Source organism: Methylophilus sp. TWE2 (assembly GCF_001183865.1).
Taxonomy (GTDB): Bacteria; Pseudomonadota; Gammaproteobacteria; order Burkholderiales; family Methylophilaceae; genus Methylophilus.
This window is the reverse complement of the sequence record NZ_CP012020.1, coordinates 2,693,053-2,708,507: the sequence shown is the minus strand read 5'-3', so window position 1 is coordinate 2,708,507 and position 15,455 is coordinate 2,693,053. Positions and strand designations below refer to the sequence as shown.

Annotated in this window: 12 protein-coding genes; 5 read left to right on the top strand and 7 right to left on the bottom strand. The window is 47.2% G+C overall.

What is annotated here, in order from left to right; translation table 11 throughout:
* Positions 1 to 138: 138 nt before the first annotated feature.
* From ACJ67_RS12745 to pip, 6 genes are all read right to left on the bottom strand, one after another.
* Positions 139 to 1,413 carry an OmpP1/FadL family transporter gene (locus ACJ67_RS12745; protein ID WP_049639394.1) on the bottom strand — a complete coding sequence of 425 codons (1,275 nt, stop codon included), beginning with the start codon at positions 1,411 to 1,413 and terminating at the stop codon, positions 139 to 141.
* 53 nt (positions 1,414 to 1,466) lie between these two features.
* Entirely contained in the window at positions 1,467 to 3,545 is a 2,079-nt protein-coding gene (locus ACJ67_RS12740) for an EAL domain-containing protein (RefSeq protein WP_049639393.1), read from the bottom strand.
* A 7-nt stretch (positions 3,546 to 3,552) separates the two neighbouring features.
* Positions 3,553 to 4,020, bottom strand: coding sequence for a YfiR family protein (locus ACJ67_RS12735; RefSeq protein ID WP_231587181.1), 468 nt, complete (start codon positions 4,018 to 4,020; stop codon positions 3,553 to 3,555).
* A 263-nt stretch (positions 4,021 to 4,283) separates the two neighbouring features.
* Positions 4,284 to 5,789, bottom strand: a complete 1,506-nt coding sequence (locus ACJ67_RS12730) for a tetratricopeptide repeat protein (RefSeq protein WP_049639391.1) — start codon at positions 5,787 to 5,789, stop codon at positions 4,284 to 4,286.
* A 100-nt stretch (positions 5,790 to 5,889) separates the two neighbouring features.
* Positions 5,890 to 7,179, bottom strand: a complete 1,290-nt coding sequence (locus tag ACJ67_RS12725) for a YhjD/YihY/BrkB family envelope integrity protein (RefSeq protein WP_049639390.1) — start codon at positions 7,177 to 7,179, stop codon at positions 5,890 to 5,892.
* 25 nt (positions 7,180 to 7,204) lie between these two features.
* Positions 7,205 to 8,155 (bottom strand): prolyl aminopeptidase, encoded by a 951-nt coding sequence (gene pip, locus ACJ67_RS12720; protein WP_049639389.1) that lies wholly within the window; start codon positions 8,153 to 8,155, stop codon positions 7,205 to 7,207.
* A 307-nt stretch (positions 8,156 to 8,462) separates the two neighbouring features.
* On the opposite strand from pip, the gene ACJ67_RS12715 reads away from it, so the two are divergent.
* From ACJ67_RS12715 to ACJ67_RS12695, 5 genes are all read left to right on the top strand, one after another.
* On the top strand, positions 8,463 to 10,328 hold the full coding sequence (locus tag ACJ67_RS12715; RefSeq protein ID WP_049639388.1) for a PQQ-binding-like beta-propeller repeat protein: 1,866 nt from the start codon (positions 8,463 to 8,465) through the stop codon (positions 10,326 to 10,328).
* A gap of 244 nt (positions 10,329 to 10,572) precedes the next feature.
* Positions 10,573 to 11,451, top strand: coding sequence for a quinoprotein dehydrogenase-associated putative ABC transporter substrate-binding protein (locus ACJ67_RS12710; RefSeq protein WP_049639387.1), 879 nt, complete (start codon positions 10,573 to 10,575; stop codon positions 11,449 to 11,451).
* 227 nt (positions 11,452 to 11,678) lie between these two features.
* Positions 11,679 to 12,161: a cytochrome c gene (locus tag ACJ67_RS12705; protein WP_049639386.1), complete on the top strand. Its 483-nt coding sequence runs from the start codon at positions 11,679 to 11,681 to the stop codon at positions 12,159 to 12,161.
* A gap of 144 nt (positions 12,162 to 12,305) precedes the next feature.
* Positions 12,306 to 12,818 carry a cytochrome c gene (locus ACJ67_RS12700; RefSeq protein WP_049639385.1) on the top strand — a complete coding sequence of 171 codons (513 nt, stop codon included), beginning with the start codon at positions 12,306 to 12,308 and terminating at the stop codon, positions 12,816 to 12,818.
* A gap of 68 nt (positions 12,819 to 12,886) precedes the next feature.
* Positions 12,887 to 14,218, top strand: a complete 1,332-nt coding sequence (locus ACJ67_RS12695; RefSeq protein ID WP_049639384.1) for an NAD(P)/FAD-dependent oxidoreductase — start codon at positions 12,887 to 12,889, stop codon at positions 14,216 to 14,218.
* Between the two features lie 62 nt (positions 14,219 to 14,280).
* Here the strand turns inward: ACJ67_RS12695 and lplT are convergent, their stop codons facing one another.
* Positions 14,281 to 15,447 carry a lysophospholipid transporter LplT gene (gene lplT / locus ACJ67_RS12690; protein WP_049639383.1) on the bottom strand — a complete coding sequence of 389 codons (1,167 nt, stop codon included), beginning with the start codon at positions 15,445 to 15,447 and terminating at the stop codon, positions 14,281 to 14,283.
* Positions 15,448 to 15,455: the final 8 nt, after the last annotated feature.

Genomic DNA, 15,455 nt, shown 5'->3' with positions numbered 1-15,455 from the left:
TTTGTGTGTGAATGTTGGATGACAGCCGGCTTACATGAAACTTACGAATAAAAAAATGTGTATATCAATCATAAAACAAACAGCCAGGCAGTTTTTAAAACGTTTGGCTGTTTGTAGTTTTTTCAGATGTGATGAGGCTTAGAACTGGTGCGTGAATTGGAGGCTGAGGATATCTGCGCTGCCATAATATTTGCCGTCAATCAGCCCTTTGCTGGGGGCAGGTGTGCGCTGATCATCATAAATGCTGGCCTCTTTGATAAAAAGATGTGCATAACCAGCATCTAATCTAGTCTGCGGACTATATTGCCAGCTGGCACCAAATGAGAGCCAGAGTCGGTCATTACCAGGAATGCGTGACGTTCTGCGATCATTATCAATCGCCTCTTGGTCATAGGCGACGCCAGTGCGCAATTTAATGCTGTCTGAATATCGATAGTTCAATCCTACAGAGTAACGCAGCGTGTTATTCCAATGCTCCTGTGTTGACCCGATAAGGGTATTTGAACCATTGTCCCGCAAAATGCTGAGTGTCTGGAATTGGCTCCAGCGTGTCCAGGTGATATCTGCCAGTAAATCCCAATGCTCGTCCAGCCGACTGAAACTGCTCAGGGAAAGTGTTTCCGGCAAGGTAAGATCGGCTGTGATATCAGTATTCAAGGTGCTGCCAGGGACACCATTCAATGCAGTAAAAGGTGAACGCGCATCCCCTTTCAAGTGTTGCTCAACTTTTGACCGATAGGCCAGGCCCAGCCTGGTATCCGGCGTGACTTGGTAAATCGCCCCCAGGTTGTAACCAAATCCCCAATCTTTGCCTTTGTTATTAATGGTGGAAGCTGTTGCGCCCAGATTGACTGAGCTGGTTAACTCGGCTTGTGCCCACATGGCCGAGATACCAAAGCCAAACGACCATTGCTCGTTAAGTCTCCAGGCGAAGGAAGGGTTGATGTTGAGGGTTTTAAGCTCGGATTTAAGCGCCTGAAAGCGGCCTAGCCAGTTTTTGTCATACTCGGTTTTCAACCCAAAGGGGGTTCCTATGCCAATCCCGACTTTAAATTGGTCATTGATATCTTGTTTGTAATAAAAATTAGGGATGACCGCTAAACTGCCGAAATCTCCGCCTTCATTCCCCAATGGTTGTACACCAGCGGGCTGGCTGTTCCTGTTATCAAAATCCCCAGTCGTTCTAATCAAATGCAAGGCACCTACTATTTGGTTGCCTTCCAGATAAGTCATGCCCGCTGGATTAAAGAAAATCGTGCTGGCATCTTCTGCCACCGCTGCGGCACCTGCATATGCATTGCCCAGACCGCTTGCATTTTGCTCAGACAGCGCAAAACCTGCAGCATGGCTGTTTAATTGGTAAATAGAAAGTGACAGGCTTAGCCAAAGGTAGGATGATTTAAATCGCAACATGTATTCCCCCAGACATATTTTTTGTTACTTGCTTATTTTAAAAACGCGTTTGTTTAAGAACCTGTAGAGCCCGCAACTTTACGAAACATGGCCGGAATACTCTCGGGAAACTCGGCCATAAATACAGTGGTTTGGCTGGCAGACAGTGCTGCACTGAATAAGTAGCCCTGTACATGATGGCACAGCTTGTATTGCAAATATTCAAACTGGATCGCGCTTTCCACACCTTCGGCAACTACTTTGAGGTTCAGGCTAACCGCGAGCGCCACCAGGGCATCCACAATGGCGATATCCACTTTGTCCTGCGGGATCCCTGCAGTAAATTGTTTGTCGATTTTGAGGATATCAACGGGCAATTGCTTGAGGTAATTCATGGAAGAATGCCCGATGCCAAAGTCATCAATCGCAATGCCTATGCCGAGTTGCTTGAGTGCATAAAGGATTTGTTTGGCTGATTCAATATTCCGCATCACCATGGACTCGGTGATTTCCAGGTTAAGCGTCCGCGGGGCAATACGGTAGAAGTCCAGTGCATGGCGAATGGTGTTTGACAAGCTGTCGTCGTCGAGCTGGCGTGAAGAGATATTCACGTTCATGAACAGGTCGCTGTCAAACATCTCCTGCCACATTGCCAGTTGCTTGAGTGACTGGTGAATCACCCAAGCGCCGATGCTGATAATGAGCCCTGAGCCTTCAGCCAGGCTGATGAACTGGTCTGGTGCCAGCAAGCCTTTGGTGGGGTGGCGCCATCTCAGCAGGGCTTCAAAGCCGATGGTTTTCAATTGCTGGGTATGAATAATCGGTTGATAATACAGCTCCAGCTCCTGGTTCTGCAACGCAAAATGCAATTCCTCGCGCAGGGTGCGTAATTCAGAGGTGCTAGCCTCATCTTCGTCACTATAAAAACGAAATGTATTGCGACCAGCATCCTTGGCCTGGTAAAGCGCGACATCCGCGTTTTTCATGACCTCTGTTTTTGAGTCAAAGCCCGGCCTGAGTAGCGCAATGCCAATACTGACCCCGATATGGATTTCATGATCATCGACAATAAACTGGGCAGAAATGGTTTGGATAATGCGTTTGCAGACCTGTTCTATGGTCGTGCGTCCGGAGGCGTCCAGCAGAATGGCGAATTCGTCGCCGCCCAGGCGGAAAATGGCATCTTTTTGTGAGAGGTTGCCGCGCAGGCGATGGGCCACTTGTTGCAGCAATTTATCCCCGGTGCCGTGGCCAAAGGCATCGTTAACAATCTTGAAGCGGTCCAGATCAAGTAATAGCAGGTAGACATGTTTGCGGTCATCCGGCGTGGCAGTGATTTTGCGGGTAATTGCTTCCTCAAACGCGTGACGGTTAAGTAACTGCGTGTTTTTATCGTAATGCGCTAAAAACTGCAGTTTTTCTTCAATGATTTTGCGGTGTTCCAGTTCTTTTTGCAGCTGTGAGTCACGCTGGCGTATGCTTTCCAGCATGTTGTTGATGTCATGGCCCAGCATGCCTATCTCATCTGCGCTGGTGATTTTGACGCGCTGATCGTAATGATGATTACGCGTGATATTGCTGACGAAGGTTTGCAAGGCATGGATGGGATCAATAATATTACGGTTCAGTCGCCACATGATCAGGCAGCCCGTCAATGCCGCCGCCAGGACAGCAATGGCGTTTGACCAGGCAAAGCCGATCAGCACATCCACGATCTGTTCCTGCTTGATCGTCGCTTGCAAGCTACCAACGTTTTTTTCGTTGACGATGATCGGCGTCGATATTTCCAGGTCGCCAAAAAAGGGATATAGCCATTGCCAGACGGCCGCGGTTCTTGGATGTTCTGGATGCAAGCTTTGTATTGGCTGCTGTTGCTGGTTAAGAATGACAATGCTGCGGATATTCTGGTTGTCGGTGAGCGGTTCCAGCGTTTTGGCTGCGGAACTCACTTCTCCAAACATGACTGCCGGGCCAATCGAGTTGGCCACCACATTCATTTGTACCAGAATGTCTCGAATCAGGTGCGTGCGCAAGCTATGGTAGTGACTGCCAAATGCAAACACAATAAATACCAGCAACATACTCAATGTCATCACCAGCTCGGTGAGCAGTAGCTTGTGTGCGATTTTGAGATGAGGTAGCAGTCTAATCATAAGAACATTAATTGATGATATTAGTCGCCAGTTTGATCAGTCGTGTGTCAAAGACGAGACCTGCCACTTTTGCTGAGGTGAGGTGCAGTGCGAACTGATAGTGTTTGTCCTGCTCACTGATTTCGACATGGCTGTATTCGGAAAATTTATTGCTTCGATGGACCACGGTTAGTACAGAATCTTTTTGAATGATCTGTTGCAATTCTAGCGTTTTTTGTACGACATAGTCTTGAATAAATAACAGATTGCAACGTTTAACATCCGCAAGGGATTTTACTGTGACCAGAAAAATTTGCAGATTTTGCAGCTTTTGTGACTCCAGCGTCGTGGCTTTTAGATGGGCGATGTCTTCTTCAAAGGCGCAAATGACGTATGTATCCTGTTGCGGTCGGTTCGGTGCCTGGCTTAGCAGCGCTAAATTGAAGATCAATTCACTCTTGGTTGCGCGCACGTCTTCCGTTTGCGCTTGAGCCATATGAATGAAGCCCATGCTGAGCAGGAATAATAATACATATGTCCGGCGAACTGAGCTCATATTGATCGGACTCCATTAAGGTTGTTAATCGCGCGAATGGGGGAGCTGCGGTGATGATGCCTGGACCGCACTATACCCATAAAGCATCATACCTTGCGCCATGGAATCCACAATCCGCAAAACTGATAATTTCTGTATCGGTTTGATAAGGCGGTTTGCCTTCAGGTTAATTGGGGGAGTGATTGGTATACTCACCAAGTGGTCTAGTACTGGTTTCTTGCGCTTACCAGATGTGCTGCCGGTTTTAAATCAAACGCGACGCAAATGCGTTCCGCATCCGCATTAAAAGGGATGGTTCTGTGAAACAGGGATGAAGGAAAAAGGACGATATCGCCTATATTGGGCTTGATAAAGCGCGTGGGAAAATTGTGATGCAATTGGGGATAATGATCGCCATGGGTGCCATATTCAAAGGCACCTTCTTGTGGATCTAATGTTTGTGGCATTGCCAGGTAAACAGCGCCACTGATCCAGCCGATTTCATGAATATGCGCATCCAAGTGTCCCCCTTTTTGCATTTTTACATACCATGAGCTGGTAAATTCCAGTGTCTCCGGAAAATGGGTGATCAGGGCACAGTCCGCATGTTGGAATTGGTCACGATATTGACGGAATTCCCGCTTAACCAATTCGCCCAATGTCCTGAAGGCTTCTTCGGGCCGTTTGAACAAATTGCCAGCGGACTGTTTGCCATTGGTCAGGCGTGCTTGCTTGCGCTCTGCGATGTCCGCTTGCGCAATGTTTTCCAGGAGCGCTGTTAATAACGGGCTGCCAGGCGCTAGTTCAGGCAAGCTGCGGTGATAAACAAACGAGAGTCCATCCGGACAAAACTGGTAGGGGTCTGGTTCGCCATGGTTAAGGCTGTAGTGGGTGGACAATGTTGCAATAAATGGTGCGGTATGCGGGGCTTGCTTGATAATGTCGTCACGTAGTTGCTTGAAGGCGCCGAATTTTTCGGCCCGGTATAAGCAATAAAGCACACGGGCTTGCCAGTCATCCAGCTGAGAGGCCTCAAAATGTGGGATCGCTTCTTCAAAGCGTTTGGCCAGGTATAAAAACTCGCCCATGTTGTAATTGGCACCGGGATGTTGTGGATTGCGCTGCAGGGCCTCTTGATAGTATTGCACCGCCTTGGTCATATCGCCTTGGTCGCGCCAGGTTTCACCTAAGTTGTTATAGGCATCGGCGTAATTGGGAAACAGCATAATCGCACGCTCGTAGCTCTGCACAGCTGCCAACAGCTGTCCTTTGTCACGCAATACTGTCCCCAGGTTGAAGTGACCTCGCGCGTCTTGCGGCTGGATGCGCAATCCCTGTTGGTAACTTGCCATGGCCTCATCCAGGCGCCCTTGCTTTTGCAAGACCGTCCCCAGGTTGCCATGCGCCTCAAAGAACTGCGGATTCAATGCAATCGCCTTGCGATAGGCCTGCTCGGCCGCTGGCAACGCATCCAATTGTGTTTGGACGATGGCATAGTTGAACCAAAGCTCTGCTGCTTTGGGGTTGAGTTGCAACGCTTTTTCATAGGCCTGGGCAGCCAGCACGTATTGCTGGGTTTGGTCGAGTGCCAATGCCAGCAGGTGGTGCAGAATAAATTCTCGTGGATATTGTGCAGCCAAAGGACGTGCGCGCTGAATCACGGTTTCAAATTGCCCGTGATTCAATTGTTGTATCAGTGTATTGATCTCTTGTGAAAGGGGAGCAGCCATGATGCGAAAATTCCAAAGATAGTTACAATTTTGTAACACATCTTACAATTTCGCAATGTTTGTCTGCATTGATTTGGCGCAAATATCGTTAGCACAACGGTTATATAGGCATCGCCGGCTTCACTTGCGCATGATGAGACAGTTGTTTTAGCAGACGCACGGCAATTTTCGGATCTTCAATGAGCAGGTTTTCCATGACGTCGGCCTCAATCTCTATCACGGAGGCTTGGGGCGAAACAACCACTGCGCTGGCAGTCACTGGCATGGATGAAAACAAAGCAATATCGCCAAAAAAATCACCATACTGCAGAATGCGCAATGTTTTATCGGTGCCATCTGCTTGCTGCTGGTTTAAATGTAGTGTGCCATCTATCACCATGTAGTAATGGTGGTTCGCATCCCCTTCTTTAAACACATACTGGCCCTCTGTATAAGTCTGTCCATAGGTCTGCATCAGCGCCTGCAAATAATGCTGCTGATTGGGAATGTCGTCGAACAGGCCTTTCAATAGCAAAACGTCTTTTTGCTTGAGTGTCACCATCAATTCGATGCCAATTAAAAATACGGCAAAATTCAGATATAGCCAACTGATGGAGATAAACATGGCTTTCATGCTGCCAAATACAGCCCCAAAGTTCTTGTTCAAACTCAAAAACAAGCCAAAAGCCGGCCGCATGAGCATCCATAGACTTGCAGTTAGAAAAGCTGAAAGCAAGAGGTGGCGCCAGTGTACCTGGAGCGGGGAAAACGCATGATAAAAGCCAGCAATCAGCAATGTCGTCAAGGTGAGTGAGAGGATGGAGCCGACATGGTTGATGAATGTTGCCGGGAGGTGGTTGGCTAAAAAAACAATCATGCTTTCCAGCACAAAGCCCGCAGCAGTAAATAAAAAAAAGACGAGTAGAACACCCAGCACGGCCATCACATCATGAAATTTCTTATACCAGAACGAGTTGGCATCATTGCGGCTCGCAATCAGATGAAAGCTTGATCGCATATAGGCTGCGAGGGGCGTAATCGTCCATAACAAGATCAGGAAACCAATCACTCCCCAGCCTGCCTTGGTGCGTGTATTGTGATAAACCTCGACCATGATACGCTGGCTGAATTCCGGCAGCAGATTGCTGGTGAGTATGGCCAGTTTTACAATTGCGTAATCAGATGAATACACCAGGTGGCTGATTAAAAAGAAAATCAGCACGATCAACGGGATCAGGGCAAACAACGCATAAAATGAGAGTGCTGCAGCCAGCCCCATCAGGCGGTGCCTGGTGACCCCTTGCAAGGTAGTATGAACGACAAATAGCGGCGTGCAGTAGCGATAAGACAATAGACGCTGTTTTGCATTTAGCCATTGCTGTAGCAACAGTTTCCATGAGGCAGATTGCATAAAGTCCGTTCCACTTTGCGATCAATTATGCAGCCAACCGTTTATATTGCTCGGTCGCTGCCAGTAAAGCCTGGCAAGTACCAGGTTCCATTGCCGAATGTCCGGCATCGGGTACCATGACCAAACTTGCATGCGGTAAGGCCTGTGCGAGTTCCCAGGCAGTTTGTGGCGGGCATACCATGTCATAACGACCCTGCACAATGGTCGTCGGGATGGCAGCTAGCTGCTTGGCTGCAGTCTTTAACATCTCATCACCATCGACGAAACATAAATGTTGTATGTAGTGGATTTGCACCCTTGCACGTGCCAATTCAACTGCGCCATTCACCTCAGCACTGTCCATCTTTGGAATGAGGCTCATGATGCTCGCTTCAAAAGCGTTCCAGCGTATGGCTGCCGGAATGCTGATGGAGATATCTTCATCAAACACCAGGCTCGCGTAGTAATCCAGGACATTTTCCCGCTGGCTGGTGGGGACGGGTGCCAGCAAGGTCTGCCAGGCTTCCGGGAAAAATAGAGCTACCTGCCCGAGAAACCAGCGGATTTCATGTGGCCTGCTAAGAAATATGCCTCGTAACGTCAGGCTAACCACCAGTGTGGGGTGGGTGTTGGCATATGCTAACGCGAGTGTGCTGCCCCACGACCCACCAAATACATGCCAGCGTTCTATCTGCAGGTAATTTCGTATGGTTTCAATATCTGCGACCAGGGCCTGTGTGTTGTTCTCTCTCGTTTCCCCAGCGGGCTGGCTACGGCCGCAACCGCGCTGATCAAACAGGATGATCCGATAATAGTTTGGATCGAAAAAGCGTCTTTGAGCCGGATTGCATCCACTGCCTGGGCCGCCATGCAAGAAAATGACAGGCATGCCATTTGGATTGCCACATTCCTCTACATAAATAGAGTGTGTGGTTGTAACAGGAATGACAGTCTGGTTATAAGGCAGGCATTCGGGGTGCAGGGAGGATGTTGTCATGGTTTATTTTCTTAACTATATGATTTTTATTGAGAAAAAATGAATAAAAAAGGTGGCAAAAAACTAACGAAAAATAATTCGAAAAAATTGTAACCAATTTGTAACCAAACTGTTGCAATTGAAAACAAATTGTTCTATATTGCAATCCTCACATGCGGTAAGTGATAAATTCCACGATCAATCAGGAGTTTTTCCCTAACCATTAATGTGTAAAGTATGCGCTAAAATTTAATTGTGCTGATCCTAGTGTTGGCAAAATTAAATGTGTACTTATATTAAACCCTTAGTACTAACTTTGGAGATCAATATGCAAGTTAACAAAATCAAACTGGCCTTGGGTCTGGTGGCAGCATTGCCAATGGTTGCTTTCGCAGCTGCAGACCAAGAAGCTGCAATGAAAGATTCAAACAACTGGGTTCACCCACGTGGTCAACATAACAACAACGGTTACAGTGCCTTGGCTCAAATCAACAAAGGCAACGTTAAAAACCTGAAAGCTGCTTGGACATTTGCGACTGGTGTAAACCGTGGTCACGAAGGTTCACCAGTGGTTGTGGGCAACATGATGTATGTTCATACTGCTTTCCCAAACAACGTATATGCTTTGGACTTGAACGATAACCAAAAAATCGTTTGGTCTTATTTCCCTAAACAAGACCCAAGCGTTCAAGCAGTTCTGTGCTGTGACAACGTTTCTCGTGGTCTGGGCTACGGCGATGGTAAAATCTACCTGCAACAAAACGACGGTATGTTGGTTGCTTTAGATGCAAAAACTGGTGCTAAAGTATGGGATGTTAAAAACACTGATCCAAAAGTCGGTGCAACTAACACCAACGCGCCACACGTAATCAAAGACAAAGTATTGACCGGTTGTTCAGGTGCTGAATTCGGCGTACGTTGCTTTATCGCTGCATACAACCTGAAAGATGGTTCTTTGGCATGGAAAGCTTACTCTACAGGTCCAGACAGCGAAGTATTGATCGGTGCTGACTTCAACAAGGAAAATCCATCTTACAGTGCTCTGTCAGTTTACGAAGATGTAAACGGCGGTAACAAACAAGGCGGTTCCTTCAAAAAACTGGCTAACGACAGCATCAAAGTTGGTGAAAAAGAACTGGGTACACGTACTTGGTTGAAACCACAAGCTGTGAAAGACGGCTGGCAGCATGGTGGTGGTTCCGTATGGGGCTGGTGGCCATATGATGCACGTACAAACCTGGTTTACTACGGTACTGGTAACCCATCCGTATGGAACCCAGATGTACGTCCAGGCGACAACAAATGGTCCATGACAATTTTTGCTCGTGATTTGGACACTGGCGTGGCTAAATGGGGCATGCAAATGACTCCACACGATGAGTGGGACTACGACGGTATTAACGAAGTGATCCTGTTCGACAAAGGTGGCAAAACATACGCATGGCACCATGACCGTAACGGTTTCATCTACACATGGCAAGCTGGTAACGGCACATTGGTAGCTGCTGAAAAAGTGCACCCATTCGTTAACTGGGCAACTGATGTTGACCTGAAAACAGGTGTGCCTAACAAACTGGCATCTGCTTCTACTCACCAAGACTACAACGCTAAGGGTGTTTGCCCAGCGGCTCTGGGTACTAAAGACCAACAGCCAGCTGCTTACTCTCCAAAAACTGGTTTGATGTACACACCATTGAACCACGTATGTATGACATACGAGCCAGTTGAGTCCAAATACGTTGCTGGTCAACCATGGGTTGGTGCGACACTGACCATGTTTGCTGGTCCAGACGGCGTGATGGGTGGTTTCGGTGCTTACGACCCAATGACCAACAAAAAAGTTTGGTACAACAAAGAGAAGTTCTCTGCTTGGGGCGGTGCTCTGACTACAGCTTCTAACATCGTGTTCTACGGTACTTTGGATCGTTGGTTCAAAGCTGTTGATGCACAAAACGGTAAAGAACTGTGGAAATTCCAAGTTGGTTCCGGCGTGATTGGTAACGCATTCACATACGGCAACAAGGGTAAACAATACGTTGGCGTACTGTCCGGTATCGGCGGTTGGGCTGGTGTTGCGATGAACTTGGGTATGACCAACGACACCGACGCACTGGGTGCTGCTGGTGGCTACAAAGAGTTGACCAAGTACAACGCTGCTCCTGGCGGCGGTGCACTGAACGTTTTCTCACTGTAATTTGAGCTAGTCTTAAGTTACACGTAGTAATACGTTGACTCCTCAACACCCTGCTTCGGCAGGGTGTTTTTTTTCATGAATATCATGATTCAAAATTATGAATGAATAATTAAGTAGTGTTTCTCTACAAATGCATACGTATTCGCGATAAGATTGCTGCGTTTGTCGTGAGTTAATCGAACTTTTGCCGGTGAATAAGTTCAAAAAACGACAGGAAACAATCACAAAAAAGGATGAAGTCAAAATGAGAATTACATGGAATATTCTGGGTGCGTTTGCGATGATGTTTGCCACACAAAGTGTGGTGTTTGCTGAAGAAATTGATATCCCGTCCATTAACCCGGACGAAGGCCGTATTGGTGAAATACGTCGTGTCGCGGATGAGTCAGAGTTCAAGGTCTGTTCAGACCCGGATAATATGCCATACTCCAATATCAAGCTGGAAGGCTTTGAAGACAAGATCGCTAAAGTACTGGCTGATGATCTCGGTAAGAAATTGACCTTTCAATATGCATACAATCGCCAGGGCTTTTTGCGTAATACCATCAATGCGATGCGATGTGATGTGATTATCGGTATGACCTCTGACTTTGATGGCTTGAGAACCTCCAAACCTTACTATCGTTCCGGCCATGTGTTTGTCTGGCGTAAAGACAGTAACTACGACATTAATAACTGGGATTCCCCAGATCTGAAAAAGGGCATCATTGGTATTGTTGACAAGAGTCCAGCAACTATTCCTTTGAATGATTATGGTTTGATGACGAATGCACGCCCATATCGTTTGCAACGTGACCTGAATTTACCCACCAGCTTTATTATTGATGATCTGGTCAAAGGTGATATTGATGTTGCTGTGATGTGGGGGCCGATTGCAGGTTATTTTGCCAAGCAATCAAAAGTGCCTTTAGAGGTGCGCCTGATTCCTGAATACAACAAGGTGAACCTCAAGGGTAAAGAATACTGGAACATTTCGGTTGCCGTGCGTATGAAGGACAAGGATCGTATCAAGATGATCAACGAAGCGCTCGAGCGTAATAAGGACAAGATTGATGCGATCCTGAAAGATTACGGCATTCCAACTGTGCCAGTAGTTGAAGGTGATAGTGTGTATAAAAAGTAACAGGCATGGCGGAAAAGTTTTAAAAACAGGCAGTCACTGATGACAATCTAAAAAAAACACAGTAGAATCATTGGCTTGTTTTGAGATGGGTGAGTGAAAGTTTCTGTGCAGAGATTCGGAAAAATTCGTCAACCGTTTCTGGAACGATTCGTTAAATGAGCATACGTTAATATTTTGGTTGGGATGGATGTTAACGTCGCTCATTTTGTTTAGGATTAGGAGAAAACATGTTAGGCAACACTTTTAAATCAGCATTGTTGATTTCCTTGATGGCATTTGCCACGGGTGCAATGGCTGATATTACATTTTCAGCTACTCAAGACGGCTCAACCATCAACATCGACAAAGCAATGTTTGATACAGACGCTGCTAAAGAATTCTTGGCGACTGGTAAAAACCCATACATCGGTAACGATGAAGCCATTAAAAAAGGCAAGAAAATTTTCAACCTGTATTCCTGCGTCGCCTGTCATGGTGGTAAAGGTGAAGGTGCTGTCGGTCCAGGCTTGATCGGTGCAAACTTCCGTTATGCGAAAAACGCAACTAACAAAGGGATGTTTGAAACTATCTGGCACGGCACTAACGGTGGTATGGGTGCTAAAGGCTATGGCTTGATGGCTCCAGATGATGGTATTAAACCAGATGAATTGCTGAAGGTGATTGCTTACATTCGTAGCAACAGCAATGTAGGCACGACAGGTAACGAGTAAATTCGTTGCGAATAAAAACGGTCACTGAGGTGACCGTTTTTTGTTTTTGTGGCACAATAAATGCAGTCGGTTTGATTATAAAAAACAATTAAAAACCGTTTTATTTCAAAGAACATTTGGATACATGGAAAGATGGGGGTAAAGATGAGAAATATGCTTTTAATGGCGTTGCTGGCGACATTGGTGGTGGCATGTAGTAAGGATGGCCAATCATCTGGTGCAGCTGCGGATACAGGTGGCGATGTGAAGGCTATCCAGTTTGTGACAACGCAGGATGGTCAGCCTCTGGAAATTGATCAAAAAATGTTTGATACACCGGCCGCCAAGGAATTTTTGGCTACTGGTAAAAACCCTTATATTGGCAACGAAGAGGCCATCAAAGAAGGGAAGAAAAAGTTTAACCTGTTTTCGTGTGTGGCTTGCCACGGTGGACACGGTGAAGGCGCAGTGGGACCTGGCTTGATAGGTGAGAATTTCCGCTACGCTAAAAATGCAACCAATAAAGGTATGTTTGAAACCATTTGGCATGGCACCAATGGTGGGATGGGTGCGAAAGGATTTGGCCTGATGGCACCCGATGATGGATTGAAGCCAGATGATGTATTGAAAGTCATCGCCTTTATCCGTAGCCATGCCAAAATTACTGGTAACGAATAACGGTATTTTGAAGTGTTGTGCGCGCTTGGCAGTACGGCAGGCGCGCTTTTTTATTGAAGGATCGAAGCGTGAGCGTAACAGACGAAAATGATTTACACCATGTCATCATTGTTGGTGGCGGTGCTGGTGGCCTGGAATTAGCGACCAAACTGGGTGATTCACTGGGCAAAAAGAAAAAAGCCCGTATTACGCTGATAGATGCCACCAGGACCCATGTTTGGAAGCCATTGCTGCATGAAATCGCAGCTGGCAGCATGGACCCGGATCGGCATGAGCTGGAGTATTTGGCTCAGGCACACTGGCATCATTTTAAATTCCGTCTGGGACGTATGGATGGCCTGGATCGTAGCACTCGAGAAGTGTTCCTGGCACCAGTTTATGACGAAGATGGTAATGAGATTATTGCGCGCCGTTCATTTAAATACGATACATTGATTATTGCAGTGGGAAGTACGACCAATGATTTCGGGATCAAAGGCGCGCGTGAGTATTCGATGGCCTTGGATACCCAGGAACAAGCGCAGAAATTCCATCGATATCTGCATAATGCCTTATTGCGTGCCCAGACACAGCCAGAGCCGTTGAAACCCGGCCAGCTGGAAGTTGCGATTGTAGGTGCCGGAGCTACCGGTGTTGAGCTTGCCGCTGAGCTACACAACACCACACGTGAGCTGGCCGCTTATGGTCTGGACAAAATTGACGCAGACCGTGATGTTAAGATCTCACTGATTGAAGCTAGTGACCGAATACTACCTGCCCTGCCGCCAAAATTATCTTATGCGGTAGATGTCGAGTTACGCAAGTTGCGCGTCAACGTGTTTACCGGTGAGCGTGTCACTGAGGTCTCACCCAAAGGCATCACAACGCACAGTGGCCGTACAATTCCGGCTGAACTGGTGGTATGGGCGGCGGGGATCAAGGCACCTGACTTTCTGAAGGATATTGATGGTTTGGAAACTAACAGAATTAATCAGTTGGTTGTAAACCAAAACCTGCAAACGACACGTGATGAAAATATTTTTGCGTTTGGTGATTGTGCTGCTTGTCCATGGTTGGGGCATGATACGACGGTCCCGCCACGTGCTCAGGCCGCACATCAGCAGTCTTCCTTGCTGGTAAAAACAGTGAAGGCACGTGTCGCTGGTAAATCACAATTGCCGGAGTTCCATTACCATGATTACGGTTCATTGGTGAACCTGGGTAAATACTCAACGGTAGGTAGCCTGATGGGGGCTGTGGCTGGTGGCAGCATGTATATTCAAGGGCTGTTTGCGCGTGTGATGTATCGCTCGTTATACAAAATGCACTTGATGGCTTTGCATGGCATTTTTGCTGTGATTGTACATACCATAGGCCGTATCATTTCAAGACGCACTGAGCCGCATGTAAAACTGCACTAAAACTAGGCTAAATAAAAGGGCGCTTTAGCGCCCTTTTATTTTTTAGCAGTGCATTGTTCATCTCAATGTTTAATCTGTTTTCGGTAGACCAATGTAATGAGGGACATGCTTATAATAATAAATACGCCGAAGATAGCCACGATGGTATTGATGTCAAGTTTGGCACCTACCATCCAGGTGTAAGCGCCCAATAGTAGCAGTATGCCTATGTTTTCGTTAAAGTTTTGCACGGCAATTGAATGCCCGGCACCCAGTAAATGATGTCCTCTATGCTGTAAAAGGGAGTTCAGCGGTACCAGAAAATAACCTGACAGGATGCCGATGACGAAGAGTAATACTCCTGCAAGGATGGGGCTGTGGATGACTATCATGCTCATGACCAGTATTCCCATATAAATACCGGCAGGCAGGACCTTGACCGCGTTTTCCAATTGGACATAACGCGATGCAACCACCGAGCCAACTGCGATACCGACTGCCAGAATGGCAATCAGATATGTGGCTTGCTGCTGTGAAAAGCCTAGCCTGATATCTGCCCACTGCAATACGACAAATTGTAATGTGGCACCTGCGCCCCAAAACAATGTTGTCACTGCCAGCGAAACTTGGCCTTGTGGATCTTTCCAGAGTGTAATAAACGCGTGCCAGAAGTCTTTGAGTAAAAACCGCAAGGTCTTTTGTTCAACTTGATGGTCGATAGGTACTTTGGGAATGTAATAATTAAACCCGGCCGCAAGTAAATACAGCAGCATGATGAATGCGATACCGATGTAGGGGTTGTTGGCTGAAAGGGTGGATCCAAGCACTGGCCCCAGGATAATGGCGGTCACAGTCGTGCCTTCCATCCATGCATTAGCTTTGATCAGCAAGTGGGAGGGGAGCATCTCCGTGAGGATGCCGTATTTGGCAGGGGAGTAAGCTGCCGCACCAACACCAACCATGGCATAGGCATACAGAGGGGGTACGCCTATCAGTGCCATGAAACAGCCAATAAACTTCAGACCATTGCTCAGGAACATGACGCGTCCTTTGGGCAGGGCATCGGCAAATGGGCCGACAAAAGGCGCCAGCAGGATGTAGGAGATGACGAAGAACTCCCGCAGCAACGGTTCGTGCCAGCTAGGCGCGTTAAGTTTGGCCAGCAAGGCAATCGCTGCAAACAGGAGCGCATTGTCTGCGATTGCCGATAGGAATTGGGCAATCAGTAAGGTATAAAAGCCTTTAACCATGACAAACG

What these genes read in the sequence shown, in the direction of transcription:
- ACJ67_RS12710 (WP_049639387.1), top strand. Translation starts at nt 10,573, where the DNA reads ATGAGAATTACATGGAATATTCTGGGTGCGTTTGCGATGATGTTTGCC.
- pip (WP_049639389.1), bottom strand. Translation starts at nt 8,155, where the DNA reads ATGACAACATCCTCCCTGCACCCCGAATGCCTGCCTTATAACCAGACT.
- ACJ67_RS12740 (WP_049639393.1), bottom strand. Translation starts at nt 3,545, where the DNA reads ATGATTAGACTGCTACCTCATCTCAAAATCGCACACAAGCTACTGCTC.
- ACJ67_RS12745 (WP_049639394.1), bottom strand. Translation starts at nt 1,413, where the DNA reads ATGTTGCGATTTAAATCATCCTACCTTTGGCTAAGCCTGTCACTTTCT.
- ACJ67_RS12730 (WP_049639391.1), bottom strand. Translation starts at nt 5,789, where the DNA reads ATGGCTGCTCCCCTTTCACAAGAGATCAATACACTGATACAACAATTG.
- ACJ67_RS12705 (WP_049639386.1), top strand. Translation starts at nt 11,679, where the DNA reads ATGTTAGGCAACACTTTTAAATCAGCATTGTTGATTTCCTTGATGGCA.
- ACJ67_RS12700 (WP_049639385.1), top strand. Translation starts at nt 12,306, where the DNA reads ATGAGAAATATGCTTTTAATGGCGTTGCTGGCGACATTGGTGGTGGCA.
- ACJ67_RS12715 (WP_049639388.1), top strand. Translation starts at nt 8,463, where the DNA reads ATGCAAGTTAACAAAATCAAACTGGCCTTGGGTCTGGTGGCAGCATTG.
- lplT (WP_049639383.1), bottom strand. Translation starts at nt 15,447, where the DNA reads ATGGTTAAAGGCTTTTATACCTTACTGATTGCCCAATTCCTATCGGCA.
- ACJ67_RS12725 (WP_049639390.1), bottom strand. Translation starts at nt 7,179, where the DNA reads ATGCAATCTGCCTCATGGAAACTGTTGCTACAGCAATGGCTAAATGCA.
- ACJ67_RS12735 (WP_231587181.1), bottom strand. Translation starts at nt 4,020, where the DNA reads ATGGCTCAAGCGCAAACGGAAGACGTGCGCGCAACCAAGAGTGAATTG.